The 20,875-nt window shown below is 55.5% G+C and carries 18 protein-coding genes, 2 pseudogenes and 1 riboswitch; of the genes and pseudogenes, 2 read left to right on the top strand and 18 right to left on the bottom strand.

What is annotated here, in order from left to right; genetic code table 11:
* Positions 1–200: 200 nt before the first annotated feature.
* From DQX05_RS28340 to DQX05_RS28385, 10 genes and pseudogenes are all read right to left on the bottom strand, one after another.
* Positions 201–1,871, bottom strand: a complete 1,671-nt coding sequence (locus tag DQX05_RS28340) for a PucR family transcriptional regulator (protein ID WP_259392285.1) — start codon at positions 1,869–1,871, stop codon at positions 201–203.
* Between the two features lie 228 nt (positions 1,872–2,099).
* Positions 2,100–3,245 carry a glycerate kinase gene (locus DQX05_RS28345; RefSeq protein ID WP_119796618.1) on the bottom strand — a complete coding sequence of 382 codons (1,146 nt, stop codon included), beginning with the start codon at positions 3,243–3,245 and terminating at the stop codon, positions 2,100–2,102.
* Positions 3,246–3,308: 63 nt separating this feature from the next.
* Positions 3,309–4,577, bottom strand: a pseudogene (locus DQX05_RS28350) (GntP family permease).
* Between the two features lie 145 nt (positions 4,578–4,722).
* Positions 4,723–5,889: a sugar diacid recognition domain-containing protein gene (locus tag DQX05_RS28355; protein ID WP_119796619.1), complete on the bottom strand. Its 1,167-nt coding sequence runs from the start codon at positions 5,887–5,889 to the stop codon at positions 4,723–4,725.
* Positions 5,890–6,073: 184 nt separating this feature from the next.
* Complete coding sequence (locus tag DQX05_RS28360) at positions 6,074–6,859, bottom strand: SDR family oxidoreductase (protein ID WP_119796620.1); 786 nt, start codon at positions 6,857–6,859, stop codon at positions 6,074–6,076.
* Between the two features lie 295 nt (positions 6,860–7,154).
* Positions 7,155–8,003 carry a MetQ/NlpA family ABC transporter substrate-binding protein gene (locus DQX05_RS28365; protein WP_119796621.1) on the bottom strand — a complete coding sequence of 283 codons (849 nt, stop codon included), beginning with the start codon at positions 8,001–8,003 and terminating at the stop codon, positions 7,155–7,157.
* A gap of 134 nt (positions 8,004–8,137) precedes the next feature.
* A complete protein-coding gene (locus DQX05_RS28370; RefSeq protein WP_119796622.1) occupies positions 8,138–8,806 on the bottom strand; it encodes a methionine ABC transporter permease in 669 nt (222 codons plus the stop codon).
* Complete coding sequence (locus DQX05_RS28375; protein ID WP_119796623.1) at positions 8,806–9,831, bottom strand: methionine ABC transporter ATP-binding protein; 1,026 nt, start codon at positions 9,829–9,831, stop codon at positions 8,806–8,808. The genes DQX05_RS28370 and DQX05_RS28375 overlap by 1 nt, the downstream gene beginning before the upstream one ends.
* A gap of 127 nt (positions 9,832–9,958) precedes the next feature.
* A riboswitch (SAM riboswitch) is annotated at positions 9,959–10,109 on the bottom strand.
* Positions 10,110–10,180: 71 nt separating this feature from the next.
* On the bottom strand, positions 10,181–10,882 hold the full coding sequence (locus DQX05_RS28380; RefSeq protein WP_119796624.1) for a Cthe_2314 family HEPN domain-containing protein: 702 nt from the start codon (positions 10,880–10,882) through the stop codon (positions 10,181–10,183).
* Between the two features lie 15 nt (positions 10,883–10,897).
* Positions 10,898–12,682, bottom strand: a complete 1,785-nt coding sequence (locus tag DQX05_RS28385) for a UbiD family decarboxylase (protein WP_119796625.1) — start codon at positions 12,680–12,682, stop codon at positions 10,898–10,900.
* A 323-nt stretch (positions 12,683–13,005) separates the two neighbouring features.
* On the opposite strand from DQX05_RS28385, the gene DQX05_RS32695 reads away from it, so the two are divergent.
* Positions 13,006–13,140 carry a hypothetical protein gene (locus DQX05_RS32695; protein WP_259392286.1) on the top strand — a complete coding sequence of 45 codons (135 nt, stop codon included), beginning with the start codon at positions 13,006–13,008 and terminating at the stop codon, positions 13,138–13,140.
* Between the two features lie 110 nt (positions 13,141–13,250).
* On the opposite strand, the gene DQX05_RS28390 is transcribed toward DQX05_RS32695, so the two are convergent.
* The gene (locus DQX05_RS28390; protein ID WP_119796626.1) at positions 13,251–14,201 is read right to left on the bottom strand and encodes a COX15/CtaA family protein; all 951 of its coding nucleotides are present in this window, start codon (positions 14,199–14,201) and stop codon (positions 13,251–13,253) included.
* A gap of 223 nt (positions 14,202–14,424) precedes the next feature.
* Positions 14,425–14,763 carry a thioredoxin family protein gene (locus DQX05_RS28395; RefSeq protein ID WP_119796627.1) on the bottom strand — a complete coding sequence of 113 codons (339 nt, stop codon included), beginning with the start codon at positions 14,761–14,763 and terminating at the stop codon, positions 14,425–14,427.
* Positions 14,764–14,917: 154 nt separating this feature from the next.
* Here DQX05_RS28395 and DQX05_RS28400 point away from each other — a divergent pair, with 154 nt between their 5' ends.
* Positions 14,918–16,189 (top strand): DUF2515 family protein, encoded by a 1,272-nt coding sequence (locus DQX05_RS28400; RefSeq protein ID WP_119796628.1) that lies wholly within the window; start codon positions 14,918–14,920, stop codon positions 16,187–16,189.
* An 85-nt stretch (positions 16,190–16,274) separates the two neighbouring features.
* Here DQX05_RS28400 and DQX05_RS33355 read toward each other — a convergent pair whose 3' ends face one another.
* The 6 genes and pseudogenes from DQX05_RS33355 to DQX05_RS28420 all read right to left on the bottom strand — a co-directional run bounded on the left by DQX05_RS33355 (position 16,275) and on the right by DQX05_RS28420 (position 20,459).
* The gene (locus tag DQX05_RS33355; protein WP_182914946.1) at positions 16,275–16,373 is read right to left on the bottom strand and encodes a hypothetical protein; all 99 of its coding nucleotides are present in this window, start codon (positions 16,371–16,373) and stop codon (positions 16,275–16,277) included.
* Positions 16,339–16,596, bottom strand: coding sequence for an SDR family oxidoreductase (locus DQX05_RS28405; protein WP_182914947.1), 258 nt, complete (start codon positions 16,594–16,596; stop codon positions 16,339–16,341). The genes DQX05_RS33355 and DQX05_RS28405 overlap by 35 nt, the downstream gene beginning before the upstream one ends.
* Positions 16,597–16,793: 197 nt before the next feature.
* Positions 16,794–17,237, bottom strand: coding sequence for an alpha/beta fold hydrolase (locus tag DQX05_RS28410; protein WP_397336240.1), 444 nt, complete (start codon positions 17,235–17,237; stop codon positions 16,794–16,796).
* Positions 17,173–17,390: pseudogene (locus DQX05_RS33360) on the bottom strand (hypothetical protein). Before DQX05_RS33360 ends, DQX05_RS28410 begins: the two are co-directional and overlap by 65 nt.
* 18 nt (positions 17,391–17,408) lie before the next feature.
* Positions 17,409–18,296: an acetyl-CoA C-acyltransferase gene (locus tag DQX05_RS28415; RefSeq protein WP_259392289.1), complete on the bottom strand. Its 888-nt coding sequence runs from the start codon at positions 18,294–18,296 to the stop codon at positions 17,409–17,411.
* A 186-nt stretch (positions 18,297–18,482) separates the two neighbouring features.
* Positions 18,483–20,459: a methyl-accepting chemotaxis protein gene (locus tag DQX05_RS28420; RefSeq protein ID WP_119796629.1), complete on the bottom strand. Its 1,977-nt coding sequence runs from the start codon at positions 20,457–20,459 to the stop codon at positions 18,483–18,485.
* Positions 20,460–20,875: the final 416 nt, after the last annotated feature.

Below are 20,875 nucleotides of genomic sequence, written 5' to 3' on the forward strand. Positions count from 1 at the left end.
CGCTTTCCTGACTCGATGGGAGACTGGTCATAAGGAACTCCACACATACATACCTTCCTGAACCGATGGGAGATTGTTTATAAGAGGCGTCGCATATAGGAGATTTTCTAGTTTTTGATATGCCAAAAACTCCGCTTGCAGAGAGCTTTGTTCCTCTCAGTAAGCGGAGCCTGGATGGCGAGGGCCTTATTCTGACTTGGTTACACGCCCACAAGCTCTGGTTGCGACGCGACGGGATGATCGTCGAGCAAGACGAGAATTTTCAATCCGACTTGGACCGACAGCATCTCATCCGGGTCATCCATATCCATGCCGGTAATCTCCTTGATTCGTTCAATCCGGTAGGTTACGGTCTTATAGTGGACGTACAGCTCCTCGGCGGTTTTGGCGGCATTTTGATGGTGCTGCAAAAACGTCTGCAGCGTTTTGATTAAATCATCCCGGTTCGGCTGTTTATAGACGAGCAATTTTTTTAATGATAGCGGGATAAACTTTGCAAGCTCGTCGGCATCTTCGATTTGGCAGAGCAAGCGGTATATGCCCAAATCCGAAAAGGCAGAAATCGCGGAATTGCCATTAATCAATGTCCCAAGATGCAATGCATCTTGCGCTTCCTTATAGCTCCGTGGCAGCTCCGATATCGAATGGGCCGCGTTCCCGATGCCAACCTGCAGATCGATGCTTTGAATTCGTTTGCAAAATGTGTGCTGGATGTTCCTGGCTGCCGCCTTTATCATGCGCAAGGAGGCCATTTTATCAGCTTGAGGAGTATCGATTCCCCATAGTACAACGAGCTGATCATTACGGATACGGATGGTGCCTTCCGGCAGCTGCCGCTGAATGATATCATACAGCAAGCGCTGATATGGATTATGAAGACTGTACAGATCCAGTTCGTTCTCATCGTAACCATCCACAATCTGCAGCCGGAACAGCACGACAACATAGGTCTTGTTCAAATCCCAGCCAATCAAATTGGCCCTCTGGTATACACTCTGGAGCGATTCGATCTTGGCGTTCAGCAGATCATCGATTAAGTCGTCTTTGAATTTCATCTCCACTTCGGCCACGGCATATTGCTTGACGAGATCGAGCGACAAGGAGGTCGCTGCGTTTTCAATGGCTATGAAATCCAGTGCTTCCACGGCTTTGCGCGTCTCATGGATAACGAGATGGATCTTGATATGATTTACCGTTTCTACCGGAACAACAAGATGCTCGCACGTTCGGCCGCCCCATTCCGGGTAAAGCACGCGCTGTCGAAAACATGCAAATTCCGTGTCGATGCGGGCACCATCCACTTCCTCGTGCTCCAGCACCTCAAACTGCACCAGATCCGGGTCGGTCGCCGATATGGGATAAAAGTTCCGGTCATATAAAGTAACAGGATTGCCAATCAGATTTTTCAAGGACATGATAATATTTTCAGCGCCTTTATTGGCAAGCGTAAGCGCGATAAATCGGTCATGGACTTCTTTGAAATACTTGAGCTTTACCACTTGTTTGTTAAAAAGTAATTCCATCACCGGATACATAACTTCACGATAAGGAACTTGCTTCGGAATTTGTATGATAGGCAGATGAAGCCTCTCTGATGCTTCAATGAGGCCGGATGGAATATCATGAACGAATCGTCCCGTCTTGATAACGAGAGCGCTTACCTTTTTATCAGCCAACTGCGACATGAAGATCTGCTGTTCGCTATAATCGAAAGATTGCAGCGGGTACAGACTGGTCAGGAGCAATTCTCCCCCGTTAATCCACTCCGCGATATCCGGCGCTTCAATGATTGTCACACCGCGAACAAGGTTGTTCAGACCCTGTTTGCCGCTGACGACGAACGCTTGCTTCAATATGTCGATCTGTAACAAATCCTTTACCCTGAATTCTATGGTGTCGCCTCCTCTCGGTGTAGAGGTAGATTCGTCGAGCAAAGAAAAGCCAATATCATATTTCCTTGCTTCTTACTTAACAGTATAGCATGTCAGCGTGCAATTCTTCACTCATCGACATGAGCGAGGTGAATTTTTTGTGACCGTCAGGACATGAAAAGAGGCGGCGCCTTCCAACAAGAAAGCGTCCGCCCTATATTACTTGACTTATTTCCCCAAATTGCTGCCGCATTGCAACGTCTTCGCAATGTTACGCGCCGTGTGCTCCATATTGGCAGCGGCTTGGCTCAAAGCCTCGTCCAGGCTGCATACGCCGGGCACGATCGTGAACACCATATCGATGCCATGCTCATGCACCACTTCATGCCCGTCCGCCAGCGAGCCCGCGATGCCGATAACCGGCACGCCATAGCGCTTGGCCGTGTTGGCCACGCCCATCGGCGTCTTGCCGTAAATCGTCTGGCTGTCGATGCGGCCTTCCCCCGTAATGACGAGATCCGCATCCTTCACATGCGAAGCGAGCCCAGTCGCTTCGATGACGATATCGACGCCCCGCTTCAGCTCGGCGTCCAAAAAGGCGAGCACCCCCGCGCCGAGCCCTCCGGCTGCGCCCGCGCCGGGAATCCCGGCTACGTCGCGGCCCAAGCAGTCCTTAATCATCGCCGCATAATGGGCGAGATTGCCGTCAAGCTGCCGCACCATGTCCGGCCCGGCGCCTTTCTGAGGGCCGAATACGGCCGACGCCCCCCGCTCTCCGGTCAGCGGGTTGTCCACATCGCACGCGGCTACGAAGGCAGCGTCACTCAGCCGCGGGTCGGCTCCGCTCACGTCGATGCGGGCGATACGGTGCAATTCTCCGCCGCCATGACCGATCTCCGCGCCGCCGGCATTAAGCAGCCGCACGCCGAGTGCCTGCGCCATGCCCGCACCACCGTCGTTCGTGGCGCTGCCGCCCAGCCCGAGAATGATCGTGTTGACGCCTTCATCCAGCGCCGACAAAATCAGCTCACCGGTGCCGCGTGTCGTCGTCACAAGCGGATTGCGCTGCGCCGGCGGCACAAGCGCGAGACCCGAGGCGGCCGCCATCTCGATCACCGCCGTCTTTCCGTCGCCAAGCAAGCCGTAGAATGCGGTCACGGGCGTACCCAGCGGTCCCGTCACCTCGCGGTGAATCAAGCGTCCGCCCGTCGCATCGACCAAGGACTGGACCGTGCCCTCCCCGCCGTCGGCCATCGGCACATGTATGATCTCCGCTTCGGGATAGACATGGCGCCATCCTTTTTCTATCGCATGACATGCCTCCATTGCGGACAAGCTCTCTTTAAATGAGTCCGGAGCAATTACAACCTTCATTCTCTCCACTCCCTCTCCATCAAACCTTAACCTTCGGCCACTGCTCCCCGGTGCCATCCCGGGTTAGAGGAACCATCCGAATACGCCGAACACCAATGTCGAGACGATGGCCAGGACAAGGCCGATCAGAGTCTCATACGGAATGAGACGCAGCCGCTCCTTCATCGCCATGTTAACGCTTCCGCCCGTCGCGTGGAAGAAGCTGCCGTGCGGCATATGGTCGAAGACGGTCGCACCGGCATGAATCATCGCCGCAGCGCCCAGCGACGCGACGCCAAGCTCCATAATCGTCGAGCCGAACACCGAGCTTGCGACCGCCGTGCCTGCCGTCGTCGAAGCGGTGGCCAAGGACATGAACGCGCCGCTTATCGGGGCCAGCAAGTAAGCGGGCAGGCCGGAAGAGGCCAGACTGTCGATGATGACATTCTTCAATTGCGAGTTCGATATAATGCCGGCCAACGTTCCCGTGCCGAGCAGCATAACCGCTACGCCCGTCATTTTGCCCAGGCCTGATATCGCATATTGATTAATCTGCTTGATGCGGCCCATGCACAAGGCGCCAACGAGGCCGCCGACGGGCAATGCGATAATCGGGTCGATAACGATGCCGGCCAGCGGGCGCAGCGCCAGCAGCACAATCGCCGTGAGCGGCGCCATCATGGCCGCCAGGAAGCTTGGAAGCTGCTGCTCGCCCTTGTCAACGCTTTCTTCAGCAGCAATCATCGTGCCCTTCTTCGTCAGCCGCTTGGCAATCATATAAGTGGCAAAAAGTCCAAACAGAGCCGGTTAAATTCCCGCCATCATCATCGAGGTCAGCGGAATGTTGAATGCCTCCGCCGCCGAGATGGCGTTCGGATTCGGCGACATAATGTTGCCCGCCTTGCCGCCGCCGATCATGGCGAGCAGAATCGCCATGCGGGACAAGCCGGCGCGCTGGGCAATCGCGAGCGCAATCGGCGCCACCGTGATGACCGCGACGTCGATGAAGACGCCGACCGCCGTCAGCACCATCGTCGCGAACGCCAGCGCGAACAAGGCGCGCGTCTCGCCGAACTTGCGGACCAATGTCTCGGCAATCGTCTTGGCCCCGCCCGATTCAATCAGGACGCCGGCCAGCACACCGGCGGCCAGGATGCGCAGCACGGCCGGTATCATACCCTTCGCGCCATCCATCATCAGATTCACGGAATCGACCAGCCCGATCCCGCCGACAATCCCGCCGGCCAGCGCGCCAATCATCATGCCGTACGCCGGAGGAACTTTTCGCAATATTAGCACAATGGCTACGACCAATGCCGTCAGAGCACCGAGCACAGTTACAGATACGTCCATATTGTACTCCCCCTAAGGTGTTATATCAATTCCTTGTACTATTACTGTACCTGTAATGTGTAAGCGCTTCATCATGCATTAAAATGAAATACAGCGCTTTACTGAGCATGTTTTTTGTTCAAATGCACAATAGATGCAGGCCCGCTCAGACGTTGCTCTCGTTCTCCTTGTCCCCTAGCGCGCATAACCAGCGGGCCGTCATCAGCGTATATAAGTCGCGAAAATGCTTCGGGTCCTTGCCGGTCGCTTCATGAATGCGCTGAAGACGGTAACGAAGCGTATTCCGGTGAATCGCCAATCGATCCGCAATGCGCCGCTGTTCGCCATTCTCCTCATAATAAGCCTGCAGCGTCTGCTGCAGTTCCCCGCTCTTGTCCTCCTGCGCGAACCGCTGCCATAACCGCCGCAGCTCATCCCCTATCCAGGATGGCTTGACATTGGCCGCCGCTGTCTCATTCGGCATGTCTTCGCTATAATATACCGGCTGCTCCGGGAAAATCGCCTGGCCCGCACGCATCGTATCCTGTGCGGAACGGTATGACGCGATTAAGCCGCCGATGCCGGAATACACCTTGCCGACGGCGATCCGGAGGGGCGCAATCTGCTTCTCCTCCAGCAGCCTGCGGATGCGGCCGATGCCTTCGCATATATCGGCACCCGGCTCGCGCGGATGAAGATGCGGCTTGAACAGCACGATCTGGCGCGTATTGCGGATGGCGATCAGGTCAATGGCGGGCCGCCCCTCCAGCAGCTCGACCACCCGCTTGAGCGCAGGCAGCGCATCCGCGTTCTCCGTCCCTGTCAGTTCCATAATGCATGCGACCCGCGCCCGGTCCGGATTGAAGCCGATCCGTTCCGCTTGGAGCCGCAGCATGTCGTTATCCTTGCCGTCCGCGTGAATGACGGACAGCAGGAAATCCTCCTTCATCCGCTTGTCCCACTGGGCTTTTTCCAACAGATCGGCTTGCTCCAGATACATTTCCGCCGTCATCTTCACTAGCTCGCCGTACTTGGTCACCTCGTTCGGATCGCCGGTAATGCCGATGACGCCCACGACTTCGCCCTGGAACTGAATCGCCAGATTCGTGCCGGGCAGCACCCCTTGCAGCTTCCGCGCGCTCTCCTCGTCTATCTCGAAGCGCCCCTTCCGCTCAATTGCGATGACCGCCCCTTCATGCTTCTGATATAAGCGCGAACGGTCTCCGGAGCCGATAATCCGCCCTCGTTCGTCCATGACGTTGACGTTATAGTGAATCACTTGCATCGTCCGCGTCACAATTTCCTGCGCTAACTCTTTTGTCAGTCTGCTCATCTGGTCTACCACCTGTTCATCTTACGCGATATGAAAAAACGCCCTCCATCCGGCAAGCGCGGCGAACCGCGCTCTTGTCAGGACAGGGGCATTAAGCTCCAGCATAACGTAATATACACCCTTACTAGAGGTTGTTCAAAAAAAAACTTTTATAACCGCATGCCCGAGTTTCTCGTTCCCCGGCTTACATAAGGTTGCCGATATTGGCCCGTATCGGGTCGAGCCCGCCCGATACATTCATGATGTTGCCCGTGAAGAAATCCGATTGCTCCTCGCACAGAAAGCGAATGACCCGGGTCACATCCTCGCCCGTGCCTGGGCGGCCGCGCGGCGTCTCTTCATCCTTCACGCCCTGCACCTCGTCGATGCGCCGTTCCTTGTTGTCGCCGCGAATATCTCCGGGGCAGATCATGTTGACCGTAATGCCATACGGGGCCTCCTCTACGGCAAGCGTCTTCGTAAAAGAGACGAGCCCGACCTTGGCTGCGGCGTATACGGCGCGGTGCGGCCACGAACGGGCTTCTGCCGCATGGCCGAATCCATAATGGATGATTCGCCCCCACCCGCGCCGGCGCATGGAAGGGAGCAGCATATGATCGAGCAGCATGACCCCGGTCAGGTTGCCATTCAGCAGGAACAAAATTTCCTCCTCGGTATAGTCAGCGAACAGGCGGCGTTCCCGGACGAAGGGTCCGGCATTGTTGACGACGATATCCGCCATGCCTATTCGTTCATTCATCGTATGGACGAGCCGCTTGACATCTTCCGTCTTCGAGATATCGGCTTGCACGAGCAAGCAGCGGACTCCTATGGAAGCAATCTGGCGTTGGAGCTCGGTTGCCTCGCGTTCGCTATGCATGTAATTCAGAACAATGTCATGTCCGGCTTCGGCCAAGGCGAGCGCGGACATCTTCCCCAGCCCTTTGGCACTGCCTGTAATCAGCGCAATCCTGCGCTCCTGTTCCAACATCATCTCCTCCTCCCAGCCTCCGCATCATTCCTCTTCAGTATATGCGATTTGCCAGGGCAGAACAACTTGAGGCGGGGCAGCACACGGCCTTATCGATTCGTTCGAACATGACATCTTCCCCCTACTAATCGTATTGAGTCCCCACACGGTTTCTGCAGCCAACGCCAATCTCCTTTCGGGTTTCTTTAAAGGTTTCCTAAAAATTTCCTACCCTGCTTTCGCGGCATGCAAAAACCCCCTTGCAGGGCAAATGTGCCGTGCAAGGGGGCCATTCGAAGAGCACAGATAACGCTTCTTAGAATGCTGGAACGATGGAACTTTCGTATTTCTCGCTGATGAACTGCTTCACGTCATCCGATTGCAGCGCAGCCAGCAGCTTCTGGATCGCATCGCTGTCTTTGTTGTCGCTCCGCGCTGTCAAAATGTTCGCATACGGGGAATCCTTGTCCTCGATGAAGAGGGCATCCTCCGTCGGATTAAGTCCGGCTTCCAGCGCAAAGTTCGTGTTGATAAGTGCCAAGTTGACTTCATCCAGCGTACGAGGAAGCATGGCCGCTTCGAGCTCTTTGAATTTCAAATTTTTCGGATTTTCGACAATATCCTTAACACCGGCGTTCAGGCCAGCGTCTTCCTTCAGCTTGATCAGACCTTGCTTCTCCAATAGAAGGAGCGAGCGCCCGCCATTGGTTGGATCGTTCGGAATCGATACCGTATCTCCATCCTTCAGTTCGTCGATCGATTTGATCGATTTGGAATACCCGCCGAATGGTTCCACATGCACGTTCCCGACACTTACAAGATCATAGCCTTTTTCCGTGACTTCGTTGTCCATGTACGGCTTGTGCTGGAAGAAGTTCGCATCCAGCTGCTTCTCGTGCACCTGCACGTTCGGCTGCACATAGTCCGTGAACTCTTTGACCTCGAGCTCAATGCCTTGCTCCTTCAGCTTCGACGCAATATGATTCAGAATCTCGCCATGCGGCACCGGCGATGCCCCGACAACCAGCTTCACCGTCTCCTTGCCGCCTTCTCCGCCCGCTGCGTTCGACGAGCCCGTATCCGTTCCGGTCGACGACTTGCTGCCGCAAGCCGCGAGCACGCCAATCAGCGCTATCAACGTTAATACATACGTCCATTTTTTCATGTCTCTCTTCTCCTCCCATTAATTCCCCAATTGATGTTATAGTGGTCGTTCACACACTTCTATATGGAAGCTCGTTACCGAGCGAATTCCTAACGATCTCCGCTGCCAATCCCATTACGGGTATGACCGGGTGGCTACTTCCGAGTGAACCGGCGGACGAACGCGTCGCCAATCCATTGCAGAATTTGCACGAGCAGCACCATAATAAAAATCGAAATGATCATGACTTCAAATTCGTAGCGGTGATACCCGTATCGAATGGCCAAGTCCCCGAGACCGCCCCCGCCGACCATGCCCGACATCGCCGTATAGGTGACGAGCGTCACGGCCGTAATCGTCGCGCCGGCGATAAGGCCCGGCATCGCCTCCGGCAGCAGCACCTTGCGCACGATCTGCCAGGTCGAAGCGCCCATCGCCTGCGCGGCTTCGATGACGCCGCGGTCCACCTCGCGCAGCGAGGTCTCCACCAGCCGGGCGAAGAATGGCGCAGCCGCAATAACGAGCGGCGGAATCGTGCCTTCGACCCCGATCGAGGTGCCGACAATCATCCGGGTAACCGGAATGAGCGCAATCATCAGAATCACGAACGGCGCGGAACGCAAAATGTTGACGATGAAAGAAACTGCGAAATATACGGTTCTCCCGGCCGTCCCTTTTGATTTCCCTGTCAAATAAAGCAGTACGCCGAGCGGAAGCCCGATAACGATCGTGAACATGACGGAGAACAGCATCATCGCCAGCGTGTCGCTTGTCGCCGTTCCGATATCATCCCAGTTGATTTTGGAGAAATCCAGATCCTTCATTAGGCGATCACCTCCACTTCAAGTCCTCTATCCTTCAGCGCGGAGAGCGATCGATCGACATCCGGCTGGCCGCCGTCCAGCCGAACGACCAATTGGCCATAGGGAGTATCCTTCATGCGCGATATCGTCCCCTGCAATATCGTGAAGCGGACCCCCGCCTCGGTGAGGACGGTCTGCAGCACAGGCTCATACGTCACATCGCCCAAGTAATTGATCTTGACGACGCGCGAATGCTCTCCTGCCTGCCCCTGGAAGGCCACCCACGGCTGCAGGTCGGCGTCATGGCGCTCCTCCATAATGAACTCCCTCGTCACCGGATGCTGCGGCTTCAGGAAGACGTCGACCACCTTGCCCTCCTCCGCGATTTGGCCGGCATGGATGACCGCGACCCGATCGCATATCGCCTGAATGACATGCATCTCGTGGGTGATGAGAACGATCGTGATACCGAAGCGGCGATTAATATCGAGCAGCAGCTCCAGAATCGATTGCGTTGTTTGCGGATCGAGCGCAGAGGTCGCTTCATCACAGAGCAACACCTTCGGATCGTTGGCAAGCGCACGCGCAATGCCGACCCTCTGCTTCTGTCCCCCGGACAGCTGCGCCGGATATTTATTGCGGTGGTCCTCCAGACCGACGAGACGGATTAATTCATCCGCCTTCGCCTTCACTTGGGCGGCAGGCGCGTTCTGCAGCCGCAGCGGGAATGCGATATTCTCGAACACGGTCGCCGAGGACAGCAGATTAAAATGCTGAAAAATCATGCCGATCTTGCTGCGCTGCTCCTGCAGCTCCCGCTTCGACAGCTTCATCATGTCCACCTGATTCACGAACACCTTCCCCGAGGTTGGGCGCTCCAACAGGTTGATGCTGCGCAGCAGCGTGCTCTTGCCGGCCCCGGAGTGGCCGATAATGCCAAAAATTTCTCCTTGCTCTATCGTCAAACTGACATCGTTCAATGCGAGAGGTCCGGATAGCTTGCCTTTGACTTCATATTGTTTGCTGATATGCTCCAGACGAATCAATGATAGTTTTCCCCTTCCTAATTAGCGGTGACCTGTATCTCTGTATTCACGCCAAAAGCCCCCTCTTGGCAGATGCCAAAAGGGGGCTATATCATGTGCTTCTCGTTTGCAGGTGGGTTAGCGCCCTTTCTTATCTGCCAGAACTTATCCGTTCTGAAGGAATTAGCACCATTGACATCCTGCAATCTTGCGGCAGCGGTAAGCTGCGAGCAAATACGGGTTGCAGGATCGGTTGCCGGGCTTCACAGGGCCTGTCCCTCCGCCACTCTTGATAAGAAATCGTTATGAAATTATTCAAAGTATATGATATTACTCGGATATTGTCAATTGACTTTTCTTACCTTACGTTTCATTTTTCTAGGGTAACCAGAGCGCGGAACGAAGCGGTAAGCGCGCCGCACACCATCTGCATGCCTTCTTCCACATCGTCCATATTCGCCTGGATATCCTCCAGCCGCAGCTTGCTGTTCAAGCTGCGGTGCCGCTGCCACAGATCGTCCTGCATCTCCGCATTCATATAGTGAATCTCGGTATTGCGGCGTTTGCGCAGGCGCTGCATCGCTTCTCCATGCAGCTGCTTGAGGCCGGACAGCTTGTCGGTCAGGCGCGGATGCCTGCCTGTCAGATGCAGCCGGCGGAGCACCGTGAAGTAGGAGAAAAAATGCTTCATTTGCTCCGTCTCCAGCCGCAGCACCTCATTCAGCAGCGTCCCCAGCTTGTCCAGGATGGAGAAGACGCGGATGAACGCATTTTTGTAAAAGTAGACGTGGCGGTAATAATCATCTAATTCATGATCATTCATATCTTCCTGGTACTGCTTCGTCACCCGCTCCGCATACTTGCCGGAAGCATAGATGCTCTGCTCCAGCTCATCGAGTGATGTGCGAAGCCCTACCGTCCAGATTTCGATTTTGCGCCAGTAATGCCCCGGATCCCCGCCGTTGTCCATCTGCTTTCTTACATGCGACAGATAGCGATCTATCGCTTCCATCGCTTCCTTCAACGCGCCTTCATCCCTGCGGGGCGCTTCCCCGAACAGGCTTCGCAGCATCGTGACCACCCCCGATTAGAATCCGTTCGGGAAATAGTCTTTCCAACGATCGTCCACCCGTTGCACGATATCTTCGCGCGGGAACAATTCGTCCGGGTAGCCCGGCTTCATACGCGCATCAATAACAATCGGCAGTTGATACGCAATGTGGTGATTTCGGACTTCCATACGCGCGTATATATCAGAAGCAGGGTTGAAGCGGGTGAACACCGTCCACAGGAAAGACAGCTGTGTGCGTGCCACTTGCGCATCGTCCACCAAGAATACGAGCGGCCAAGGCGTCTCCTGATCGGCCAACCGTTCCATCAGCCGTTCCGCCAACTGCGGCTCGGCCTCATAGGACGCTCCGGACATCGTCAGGCAGCCGCGGCAGAATACGGCCACATCCGATATTTCGTCAATCGGGCCTCCCCCATACGTATGCGGGAGCTCGCGAACCGGCTCGCCGACCCCCAGCATAATGCCCTTGCTGCCGTGATTCAGCTTGTGCCCGGTATAATCGAGCGTATCATGGGACGTATTGTTCAGCACATACAGATCCGACTCCGGTTGGAAGCGTTCCAATACGTTCTCCATCAGCTGCGCGAAATTGTCCAGATCGACATCCTGATCGGTGAGCATCAGGAATTTGGTCAGGCTGAGCTGGCCTTCCCCGAGAATCCGGAAGCCGCTCAGCATCGCCTCGCGGGAATAGCTCTCCCGGACGACGGCAGCGGCCAGGGAATGGACGCCTGTCTCTGGATAAGGATGTACCTTGCGCACGCTCGGCATCACCATCGGGAAGGCCGGTGACAGCAATTTGACCAGGTACTCGCCCAAATAGTAGTCCTCCTGGCGCGGCTTGCCGACGATCGTCGCCGGGTAGATGGCGTCCTTGCGGTGATACATGTGCTTCACATTGACAATCGGGAACTCATGCGCCCACGAATAATATCCGTAATGGTCGCCGAACGGCCCTTCCAGCCGCCGCTCATGCGGTGGCACGTAGCCCTGGATGACGAACTCAGCTTCCGCCGGAATGCGATGCCCTTCGAAGCCGCTGTCCACGACAGGCAGGCGCTCTCCCATGACGAAGGAGGCCATGAGCAGCTCCGGCAGCTTTTCCGGGAGCGGCGCGATGGCTGCCGCAATCAATGCGGGCGGGCCGCCGACATAGATGGATACCGGCAGCGCCTCGTTGCGGAGCTCGGCTTCATGGTAATGGAAGCCGCCGCCTTTTTGAATCTGCCAGTGGATTCCGGTCGTCTCGTCATCGTATATTTGAACCCGGTACATTCCCAGGTTATGATCGCTGCCCTTGCGCGCGGGATGCTCGGTGTAGACGAGCGGGAGGGTAATGAACGGCCCTCCGTCCAATTGCCAGCTCGTTAACGCCGGCAGGCCTTGCATCGGCATATCAGTCCGCTTCACGTCCATAATCGGCGCCTGAGCGGATGATACATCCTTCATGCCTACCTTGAGCAGGCCCAGCAGTTCTTTGACCAGGCTTCGTTCTTCCCACAGCTTCTTCGGCGATGGAGGCATGAAGCGATTCACCGCTTCGATGCACTTGTTGGCGAACTGCTCAGGTCTCGGCCCGAAGGCCATATCCACCCGCCGGGTCGTCCCGAACAGGTTCGTAGCTACAGAGAACGGGCTTCCCTTCACATTGGTGAACAGCAGTGCGGGCCCGCCTTCCTCGATCACCCGCCGATGAATCTCGGCGATCTCGAGATACGGATCGACTTCGGCTTCGATGACGGCCAACTCGTTCTCCCGCTTGAGCGTATGAATGAAACTGCGAATATTCGAAAATGACAACGCTAGCCCTCCTTAGATCGTTAGCTGGGTAAATATTTGCTGCAAATCGGCTCGCTATAAGGATAATTCTGTAATACGCGCCACTGTAACGTACTATTATGTAGTATATCTGTTTTTCATGAGAACCTAAAGCGCTACAACCGGACAGCTTACGACAATGTAAGAGAATCGTAAGCAGGTTGCATGGCACCGCCCCATCCGTATCGATAAAATAAGAGAGGAAGTTCAAAAAGTTCACTTCTGATCACGAAGAATTAACCGACCTTTTTGAACACTCATTATGATTCGTAAGCAAGACCACACTTTACGGGAGGTAGATGTTCATGAGAAGCATCAATCGGGAAACAGAGCGCAGACGTTGGAATGTCCGTTGGCTGGCTGCGGCGAAAGCGGCCGCGTCCGTATTGCTGTTCGGCGCTCACGCCGAAGATGCCCGTCAGTTGAGAGAAGGAGCGTAAATCGGCTTATGTTCACGGGAACCCCACGCAATACAAGAAGAAGCAGCTCGCTTGTAGCACGTTAGCCCGCCATGGCGCCGCGCACCGTCAAGTGACTGCTTCTTTTCGCTTTATGTTCGTTCACGCAGCTGCCATACGCGAATGCTCATATGGCATAGCACGCTGAACAGTCCGCAAATCAACACTGCATGCAGCATTCCCGCAAATAAATACAAATTCTCATCCGTTATCGCAAAAACAACGAGCGCCCCGCTTACAATCTGCCCTGCGCACAGTGCAATCGACCATATCCCGCACAGCTGAATCTCACGGTTATCCTTATGATGATGGTAAGCGAAATGCGCCATTACCGCGACGACAATCAGCAGCAGCGCTGCAGCCACCCGGTGCATGAAAGCGATTGCGGTTCCTCCCGTCATGTCAGGGATCCACTCGCCATTACAGAGCGGCCATCCCAGGCAGCCGCCGGATGACTCCGTATGCCGTACGAAGGCGCCGACGTATATCACGATATATGTATATAACCATGTGAACCAGACGGCGTAGCGGAACGTATCGCTGATTCTGCCCGCATGTTGAACGATGCCCCGTTCATACCTTCGCAGCGCCAGGCACAGCAGGAAGGATGAGGCGAACGCCAGCAAAGAGATTCCGAAATGCAGCGCCATGACAGGCGGAGACTGAGTAAAGACGACGGCGAGAGCCCCCATAATCGCCTGAATGACCGTAAAAATAAGTGTCAGCAATGCATACATAACTGCGTCACGCTTGTCTCGCGCGAGGCGGAACACAAAAATAAATGATGCCAGTACAAGAATGCCCACAATCCCGGTTACGATACGGTGCGAGTATTCAATCATCGATTCGATGGTGTAGGCAGGCACGAATTTGCCATTACACAGCGGCCAATCAGTGCCACAGCCTTGGCCGGATCCCGTCTTCGTGACAAGGGCGCCGTTCAGCACGACGATGAACATGCCGATGCAGGTGGCGTAAGCCAATAGCTTCAATTTACGGTAGATGTTCGAATTCACCAGTTTCACCTGACCCGTTATTTTCATTTGAAATCAATCACGCTTCGACCTTTTTGAACACATATTATTAAAATAATTCTTACCTACAAAGCATGCCAATCGTCCCCATTATACAAGATTTCCTAATCGAATGTACGGCAAAATTGTGACAAATATTACACATCCCCATAAAACCGGATCGATGCGTTTCCTTGCGCACCTATAAAAAAATCCGCCCCATCCAAGGGCGGATCATGTATTCTCTTCCGGCTTACACCGCTTCAGACACCGCAATGGCCCGATCTGCGAACTGCTCAACCTCCGGCCGCGTCTTGCGCAGCTTGTTGACGAAGCGAATCGTCTCCTTGCCGCTCTTGAAGGCGACGAAGCTAGGAATGCCGAGAATGTGATACTGCTGGGCCACATCGACCAATGCTTCCGCATCCACCTCGAAAAATACGGCCTTCCCCTCATACTGCGCCTCCAGCTCCGGCATGAACGGATCAATAAAGTGGCAATCCGGGCACCAGGACGTCTTGAATACGGCGATCGACGTCAACGGCTGGGCAATGATTTCTTTAAAACGTTCCACTGTTTGTACTTTTTCCATCACGCATCACTCCCAACTAGGTTGTTATCAACATAAACCAATGTGAAATGAAAAGTCAAACTGCAAATAGGTTCACAGGCGCGTCATTTTGGACATACTAGTAAAAAAATGAACGGAAAACAAGGGATTTCCGGGAAAGGAGAGCGCAAATACGATGGAATCCTCGTCCCCTACCCGCTGGCGGTACGCCTGGCGCTTGCTTCGGCATGCCGTTGACAGCGCCCGCGCTGCCATGCGCAATCTATGGACTAGCATGCGCAGGCAGATGAGAAGCATACGCAACCTCCGCACGATGGAGTGGAACCGGGCCGCAGCCAGACGAACGGAAGAGCGTCTGTACCGGATTATTGCAGAGCGGAGCCGCCCGCATGCCGAAGAGGCCCGAGCCCATGAGCGTCAAAGCCTGACATCCGAAGAGTTAAAGCTTCTCGCTCATATTCGCCATGCGGCAGCGGCAGCGAACCGGAACAATGTCACCCGGGCAGCAGCCTACCTTCGGCTCTATAATCAGCACCCGGAGCTGCACTGGGCGCTGCTGGCCCATACCGTCTCCCGCAACGGAGGCTGGAATATGACGGATCTGCAAGGGGAATGGCTGCCGCGCATCATGAGTCCGGGGCAGCGCCTCTGGTCGTTCCGCTTGCTGGAACGCAGCAATGCCCTTATTTTTCACGACGCCTTCCCGCAGCTGCTGTTATATGACGCCAGCCGTCGCGAGGGGCGCAGCCTGTTCCATCTGCTTCCGCACCTGGGCGTATCGGCATTCATGGTTCCATTTTGGGACAGCTTCTGGGTTCAGTCGGACAGCCCTCTGCTGACGACCGCACTCATCATCAATGAACAGAACGTCATCGAAGGAAGCGTCGTCCAGAATGAACAGTTCCGCGAGCAGGTCATCACGAAGTGGGATGTCCGCCTGCATGGCTGGATGCAGATGAACCAGGTCGTTATCCCGCTCGGAGTGCCTGCAGGGCAGGAGCCTGCCGTTCCGCTCGTCGGGCTGACACTGGAGAATTTCTCCGATCTGGACGAGCGGATCGCGTTCGGACGCAAATTGTACGCTCTGTTATTCCATGTCCCTGACATCTATGGAAGGGCGTTAAGCTTCATGCGCGCCGTCCCGCATACCGGATCGCGTGCAGACTATTGGCCGCATGCCTTCACCACCCAAGCATCGGCGCAGGATCATGCGAACCTGCCGGCGGCACATCGGGCCTACAGCCCGCGGCTGGCCGATGCTTGGCCGGACGAGCCCCTGCCGCCCGTCGGAGCCAGCGATTGGTTCGTGGACGAGCGGATGCTGAAGCATCTGCAGCCGACGCGCCCTCCTCTCCAGGCGGACATGACCTTGCCGCATGATCGGCTATGGAAGGAGACGGCTTCCCTCGCCGGCTTCATTCATCCCGGTCGGACGCAGCATTCCTGAATTCGGCCGCGACCCCTTTCACTTAAAAAAGGATCTTGCGCCGCCCTTCACGAGGCTGGCCAAGATCCTTTTCTTGCTCGAGCCGCTATGCCAGGGCTTCGTTCCCTTGCCAAATCGACAGCCCTCCGTTCACTTCAATGACGACTCCGTTAATATAATCCGCGGCGCCGGACGCAAGGAACAAATAGACCTGCGCGACCTCTTCCGGTTGTCCACTCGATTGCGCCGAATCGCTTCAGCGTCTTCTCCATAAGCTGCTGCACGCTGGCCGAATCCGCGACATTGCATGCAACGAAGAATGCGCGCTCCGCTGCGGACGGTCCAAGATCATTCAGGAGCCGCATCCCCGCTTCTTCATTGTAATCAGCGATGACGACATTCGCTCCCGCATCCATGAACAGCCGCACGGCCGCTTCGCCAATCCCATTGGCTCCGCCTGTAATGACCCTACCGTCTTGCCCCCAAGCTTCATGTTCTCCCTCCTGTCTGATTCCTCGCCTCTCCCTACGGCGGTCTCTCAGGCGGTTCCATCAAGCGGTCCGGCAGGCCGCACTGCCCGCATGTCCCGCATGTCCCGCCTCTCCTGCCTTCCTGCTTCCCCCGATCATGCTTCCAGTTGCATGGCGATATCCGCCGCGAGGAACGCCTCCACCGCTTGCAGCAGCTGCCCCGGATCGTCGACCGGCGGGGAATGCCCGCAGTCCCTCAGCGGGACGAATCGGGCGATCTCTCCCAGATCGGCGAGCCTCTCTGCCGCCATCGCTTCGCTGATGACCATGTCCCGATCTCCGCGCAGTACCAGCGTAGGGGCCGCAATGCGCCGCACCGTGCCGCTGCCCGTGGCCGCTTCATTATCGAGCATGCTGACATTGAATATATTTAACGCATGATATAGGTCCATCAGATTGCGTTGGGTCAGCATATCATCGAGATATGCTTCATAACGGGCTTCCTCCGGCCGGTTCTTGTCATAGATGACCGCTTCATACAGCCGCTTCAAAAACACGCGGTCGCCCCGTGCAATCGCTGCCGCGATCAAGCGATACACGCGCGCCGCTCGCGCCGGTCGGATGGCCGAGCGCAATGGCCCCGCTGTTCACATTACCCACTCGGAATCAAGCTCCAACTCGCGCATCACAGCCAGCACCTGCGCCGCGAACGCCTCATTGATTTCGAACAGGCCGATGTCCTCCTGCCGCAAGCCTACCCTGCCGATAGCCTACCTCAGGGCAGGAACCGGGCCAAGCCCCATCCACTCCGGCTCAAGCCCAACGGCGGCATACCCGCGAATGGCTGCGACCGGGGCGATGCCGAGCGTGTCGGACGCCTTCGGGCCGCACAATACGACGGCCGCCGCACCGTCGTTGATGCCGGACGAATTGCCCGCCGTCACCGTGCCTTGCGTGCTGAACGCCGGCCTCAGCCGGGCGAGCCCCTCCATTGTCAGCCCCGGGCGGGGGTGCTCATCCGCCGTGATCAGGCGCGCACCGCTCTTGCGGTCCGCAACGGATACCGCGACGGTCTCCTCTTGGAACCGTCCATCCTGCATCGCCGCTTGCGCCCGCTGCTGGCTTTGCAGCGCGAAGGCATCCTGCTGCTCGCGCGCCAGTCCGTAGCGCTCGGCAAGACGTTCCGCCGTCCATCCCATCGGCTGACCGCTAATCGCGCACGTCAGCCCGTCATGCAGCACCGAGTCAACAAGCTCCCCATGTCCGTACCGGTAGCCCTGACGCGCCTTCTTCAGCATGTAAGGAGACTGCGACATCTTTTCCATGCCGCCAGCCACAATCACGTCCGCATCCCCCGAACGGATACACTGGGCTCCCAGCATCACCGCCTGCAGGCCCGATCCACATACGAGATTCACGCTCGTCGCCGGAACCCGATCCGGAATTCCCGCCTGCAACGATGTCTGCCTCGCTCCATTCATTCCAATTCCGCCTTGCAGCACCTGCCCCATATACACATGGTCTACCCGATCACTGGCCACTCCCGCACGTTGGCAAGCCTCCTTCATGACAACGGCCCCCAGTTCTGTGGCCGCCGTATCCCAGAAGCTGCCCTGAAACGCTCCAATCGGAGTACGCACTGCACTCGGAATGAACACCTCGTTCAAGTCGTCTACCTCTTGTTCAGTCTAGAGTCGCCTCCAGTTAACAGGGAAAGGGTTGCAAATCGGTTGCCTCGGTCGTTGGCTGTATCCTTTCTAGGCGAACTTCAATTATGGCGGCAACAAAAAGAGCGCCGGCCGCTTTCGGCTCGAACGCTCTCATGGTCACGATCTTTCTACAATTCAGGACTTGAAGCGCGCAGACAGCTGCTGCAAATCATCGGCAATGCTCGCCAAGTGATTCGCATACGATGCCATCTCCTGCATCGCCGCATTTTGCTGCTCACTCGCGGCCGCTACGGTCTCCATTTCCACTAATGTCACATTGGTCATCTCGCTTGCGGCATCGAACGACTCAATCATCTCGCCATTGGAAGACGCAAGCTGGGCGCCCAAATCAGCCACATGGCTCAATTGAATATTCATTTCATCGATTGCTTGGAACATATCCGAGAATCTGTCCGTCACCGTCTGCGTCAACGCTTGTCCCTCGGCTACCGTCTCGACTCCGTCCTGCATGGTGGCCCATACCGAGTCGGAGCGCTCTCTCATTTGCTGCACGAAGCCCGTAATCTTGCCGGCCGCTTCCTTCGTCTCCTCCGCCAGCTTGCGTACCTCGCCCGCGACGACGGCGAATCCGCGCCCGTGTTCGCCAGCCCGTGCCGCTTCAATCGACGCATTAAGCGCAAGCAGCTCCGTCTGGGCAGCCACCTCTTGAATAAAGATAACGATGCGGTGAATATGATGCGACTGCTGATTCAGCTGTTCGGTCTCCGCCTTCGCCTGTTCCGTGTTCCGCGTAATGGCCTCCATCTGCTTCCGCACATTTTCGAGCGCCTTTTCCCCATTCACGGCCCATTCGCTCATCTCATGCGCCGCATGGGAAGAATTTCCGACCAGCTCGACGACGCGCTTAAGATGTGCCGCAGACTGATGCGCTTGGGACGCTGCGGTATTCAAGCGCTCATTCAGCTGGGCCGACTGGGCCGACACTTGCTGGTAAGATGCCGATACTTCTTGCAAGGAGCTGAGATTCTCCTCGGAATTCGCGGACAGCTCTTCAGCCGAAGCCGCGACCGATTCAGATACTTCGCGGATTTGCATCATAATCTCGGATAATGCCTGCGACATGGCATTGAAGTTTTTCTCCAGACGGCCGATTTCATCTGTCCGTTCGCTTGTTGAAATGCGAACCGAGAAATCGCCGGTGGCGATCCGCTCCGTCACTTGCTGAATCCGAACAACAGGGCGGATGATATTATTGACAAATCTCCATATAAAAAGTCCAATAAGCCCGATAAGCACGACGAGAAACACGGAAGCGATAACGACGATCTGATTCGCTTGCTGATTGATCTCGCCAACGCTAAGTACCGAGACGATATTGATGCCGAACTTGTTCCGCTTGTCGAAGCTGATGAACTCGTTCCGGCCGTCCGCGCTGGACAGGAACTCGCCATATTCGTCCGTCATCAGCTCACTATACTGCTCCTTGTCCAATTGAGTCCCTGACTCATATTCCGGGTGGAATAAGATACGATTGTCTTTGTCGAAGAGACTGATATATCCGCTTTTTCCGACTTTGAATTGGCTTACCGATTGCTTGATATTATCGATCGAGACATCGATTCCGGCGACACCGGCTCCGTTAGGCAGCGAATGCGAGAACGTCAAAATCAGTTTTCCCGTAATGATATCCTGATAAGGCTTCGAGACGATGACCTCGCCCGGACGCTGCAAGGCCAACTGATACCATTCGCGTTGAGCAAATTCATCAATGCTCAGCTTGCTGCCATTGTTGTCGAGATACTTGTCTCCCAGCACCACATAGGCATTTAAAATCGTGTTGACGTCTCCAGCCAGATCCGTCACCCGTTGCTTGATTCGCTCGATATCCTGCGGGTAATCGGTAATCCCGTTGACCAAGCTGCCTATCATATGAGCGTTCGTCTCGTACGATTGATTCAGCAGCCGCGAGATCGAATTCGTCGCTTCATTGACCTGGTCATACATCATATTCTTCGTGTTGTTCGATGCCGTAATAGTCAACACGACAATAAGAATAATGGTTGGAACGATGATAAAGCAGGTGAGCAGCAGAATCATCTTTTTTTGCATGGACTGCCGAATCGACTGCGCCCAATTTTTACCGTATTTCACTGTAAAATCTCCTCTTTGTCCGTTTTAAATTCAACTCTGTACCTATATCGGACGTTTTCGCTATACTTTTTTATACTTTTCAGAAAAAAATTAAAAGGTAATTAAAGGTAAACATACGAATTTATACTCCCTTTGGCATCTTGGGTGCAGTCTTCCATGCGCTCAGATTCATGCACCAGGCATCCTTATAAGCACTCTCCCTTCTGCTCAGGTCCAGCCTCCACGCATTTTATGAACACTCTCCCTTCTACTCAGGAAAGAAATTGATGTGAGTAGTAGGGAGATTGCACCCAAGAGTCTAGGTACAATGTCGCGTATCTGAACTGATGGGATAATGCATATAAGAGACCGCGCACACTAGTTCACGGCTTTCCTGACTTAGGGGGATACTACACATAAGAGACCGCGCACACTAG

Source organism: Paenibacillus thiaminolyticus (genome assembly GCF_003591545.1).
Taxonomy (GTDB): domain Bacteria; phylum Bacillota; class Bacilli; order Paenibacillales; family Paenibacillaceae; genus Paenibacillus_B; species Paenibacillus_B thiaminolyticus_A.

What these genes read in the sequence shown, in the direction of transcription:
- DQX05_RS28345 (WP_119796618.1), bottom strand. Translation starts at nt 3,245, where the DNA reads ATGAAGGTTGTAATTGCTCCGGACTCATTTAAAGAGAGCTTGTCCGCA.
- DQX05_RS28355 (WP_119796619.1), bottom strand. Translation starts at nt 5,889, where the DNA reads ATGAGCAGACTGACAAAAGAGTTAGCGCAGGAAATTGTGACGCGGACG.
- DQX05_RS28360 (WP_119796620.1), bottom strand. Translation starts at nt 6,859, where the DNA reads ATGTTGGAACAGGAGCGCAGGATTGCGCTGATTACAGGCAGTGCCAAA.
- DQX05_RS28365 (WP_119796621.1), bottom strand. Translation starts at nt 8,003, where the DNA reads ATGAAAAAATGGACGTATGTATTAACGTTGATAGCGCTGATTGGCGTG.
- DQX05_RS28370 (WP_119796622.1), bottom strand. Translation starts at nt 8,806, where the DNA reads ATGAAGGATCTGGATTTCTCCAAAATCAACTGGGATGATATCGGAACG.
- DQX05_RS28380 (WP_119796624.1), bottom strand. Translation starts at nt 10,882, where the DNA reads ATGCTGCGAAGCCTGTTCGGGGAAGCGCCCCGCAGGGATGAAGGCGCG.
- DQX05_RS32695 (WP_259392286.1), top strand. Translation starts at nt 13,006, where the DNA reads ATGAGAAGCATCAATCGGGAAACAGAGCGCAGACGTTGGAATGTCCGT.
- DQX05_RS28390 (WP_119796626.1), bottom strand. Translation starts at nt 14,201, where the DNA reads ATGAAAATAACGGGTCAGGTGAAACTGGTGAATTCGAACATCTACCGT.
- DQX05_RS28395 (WP_119796627.1), bottom strand. Translation starts at nt 14,763, where the DNA reads ATGGAAAAAGTACAAACAGTGGAACGTTTTAAAGAAATCATTGCCCAG.
- DQX05_RS28400 (WP_119796628.1), top strand. Translation starts at nt 14,918, where the DNA reads ATGGAATCCTCGTCCCCTACCCGCTGGCGGTACGCCTGGCGCTTGCTT.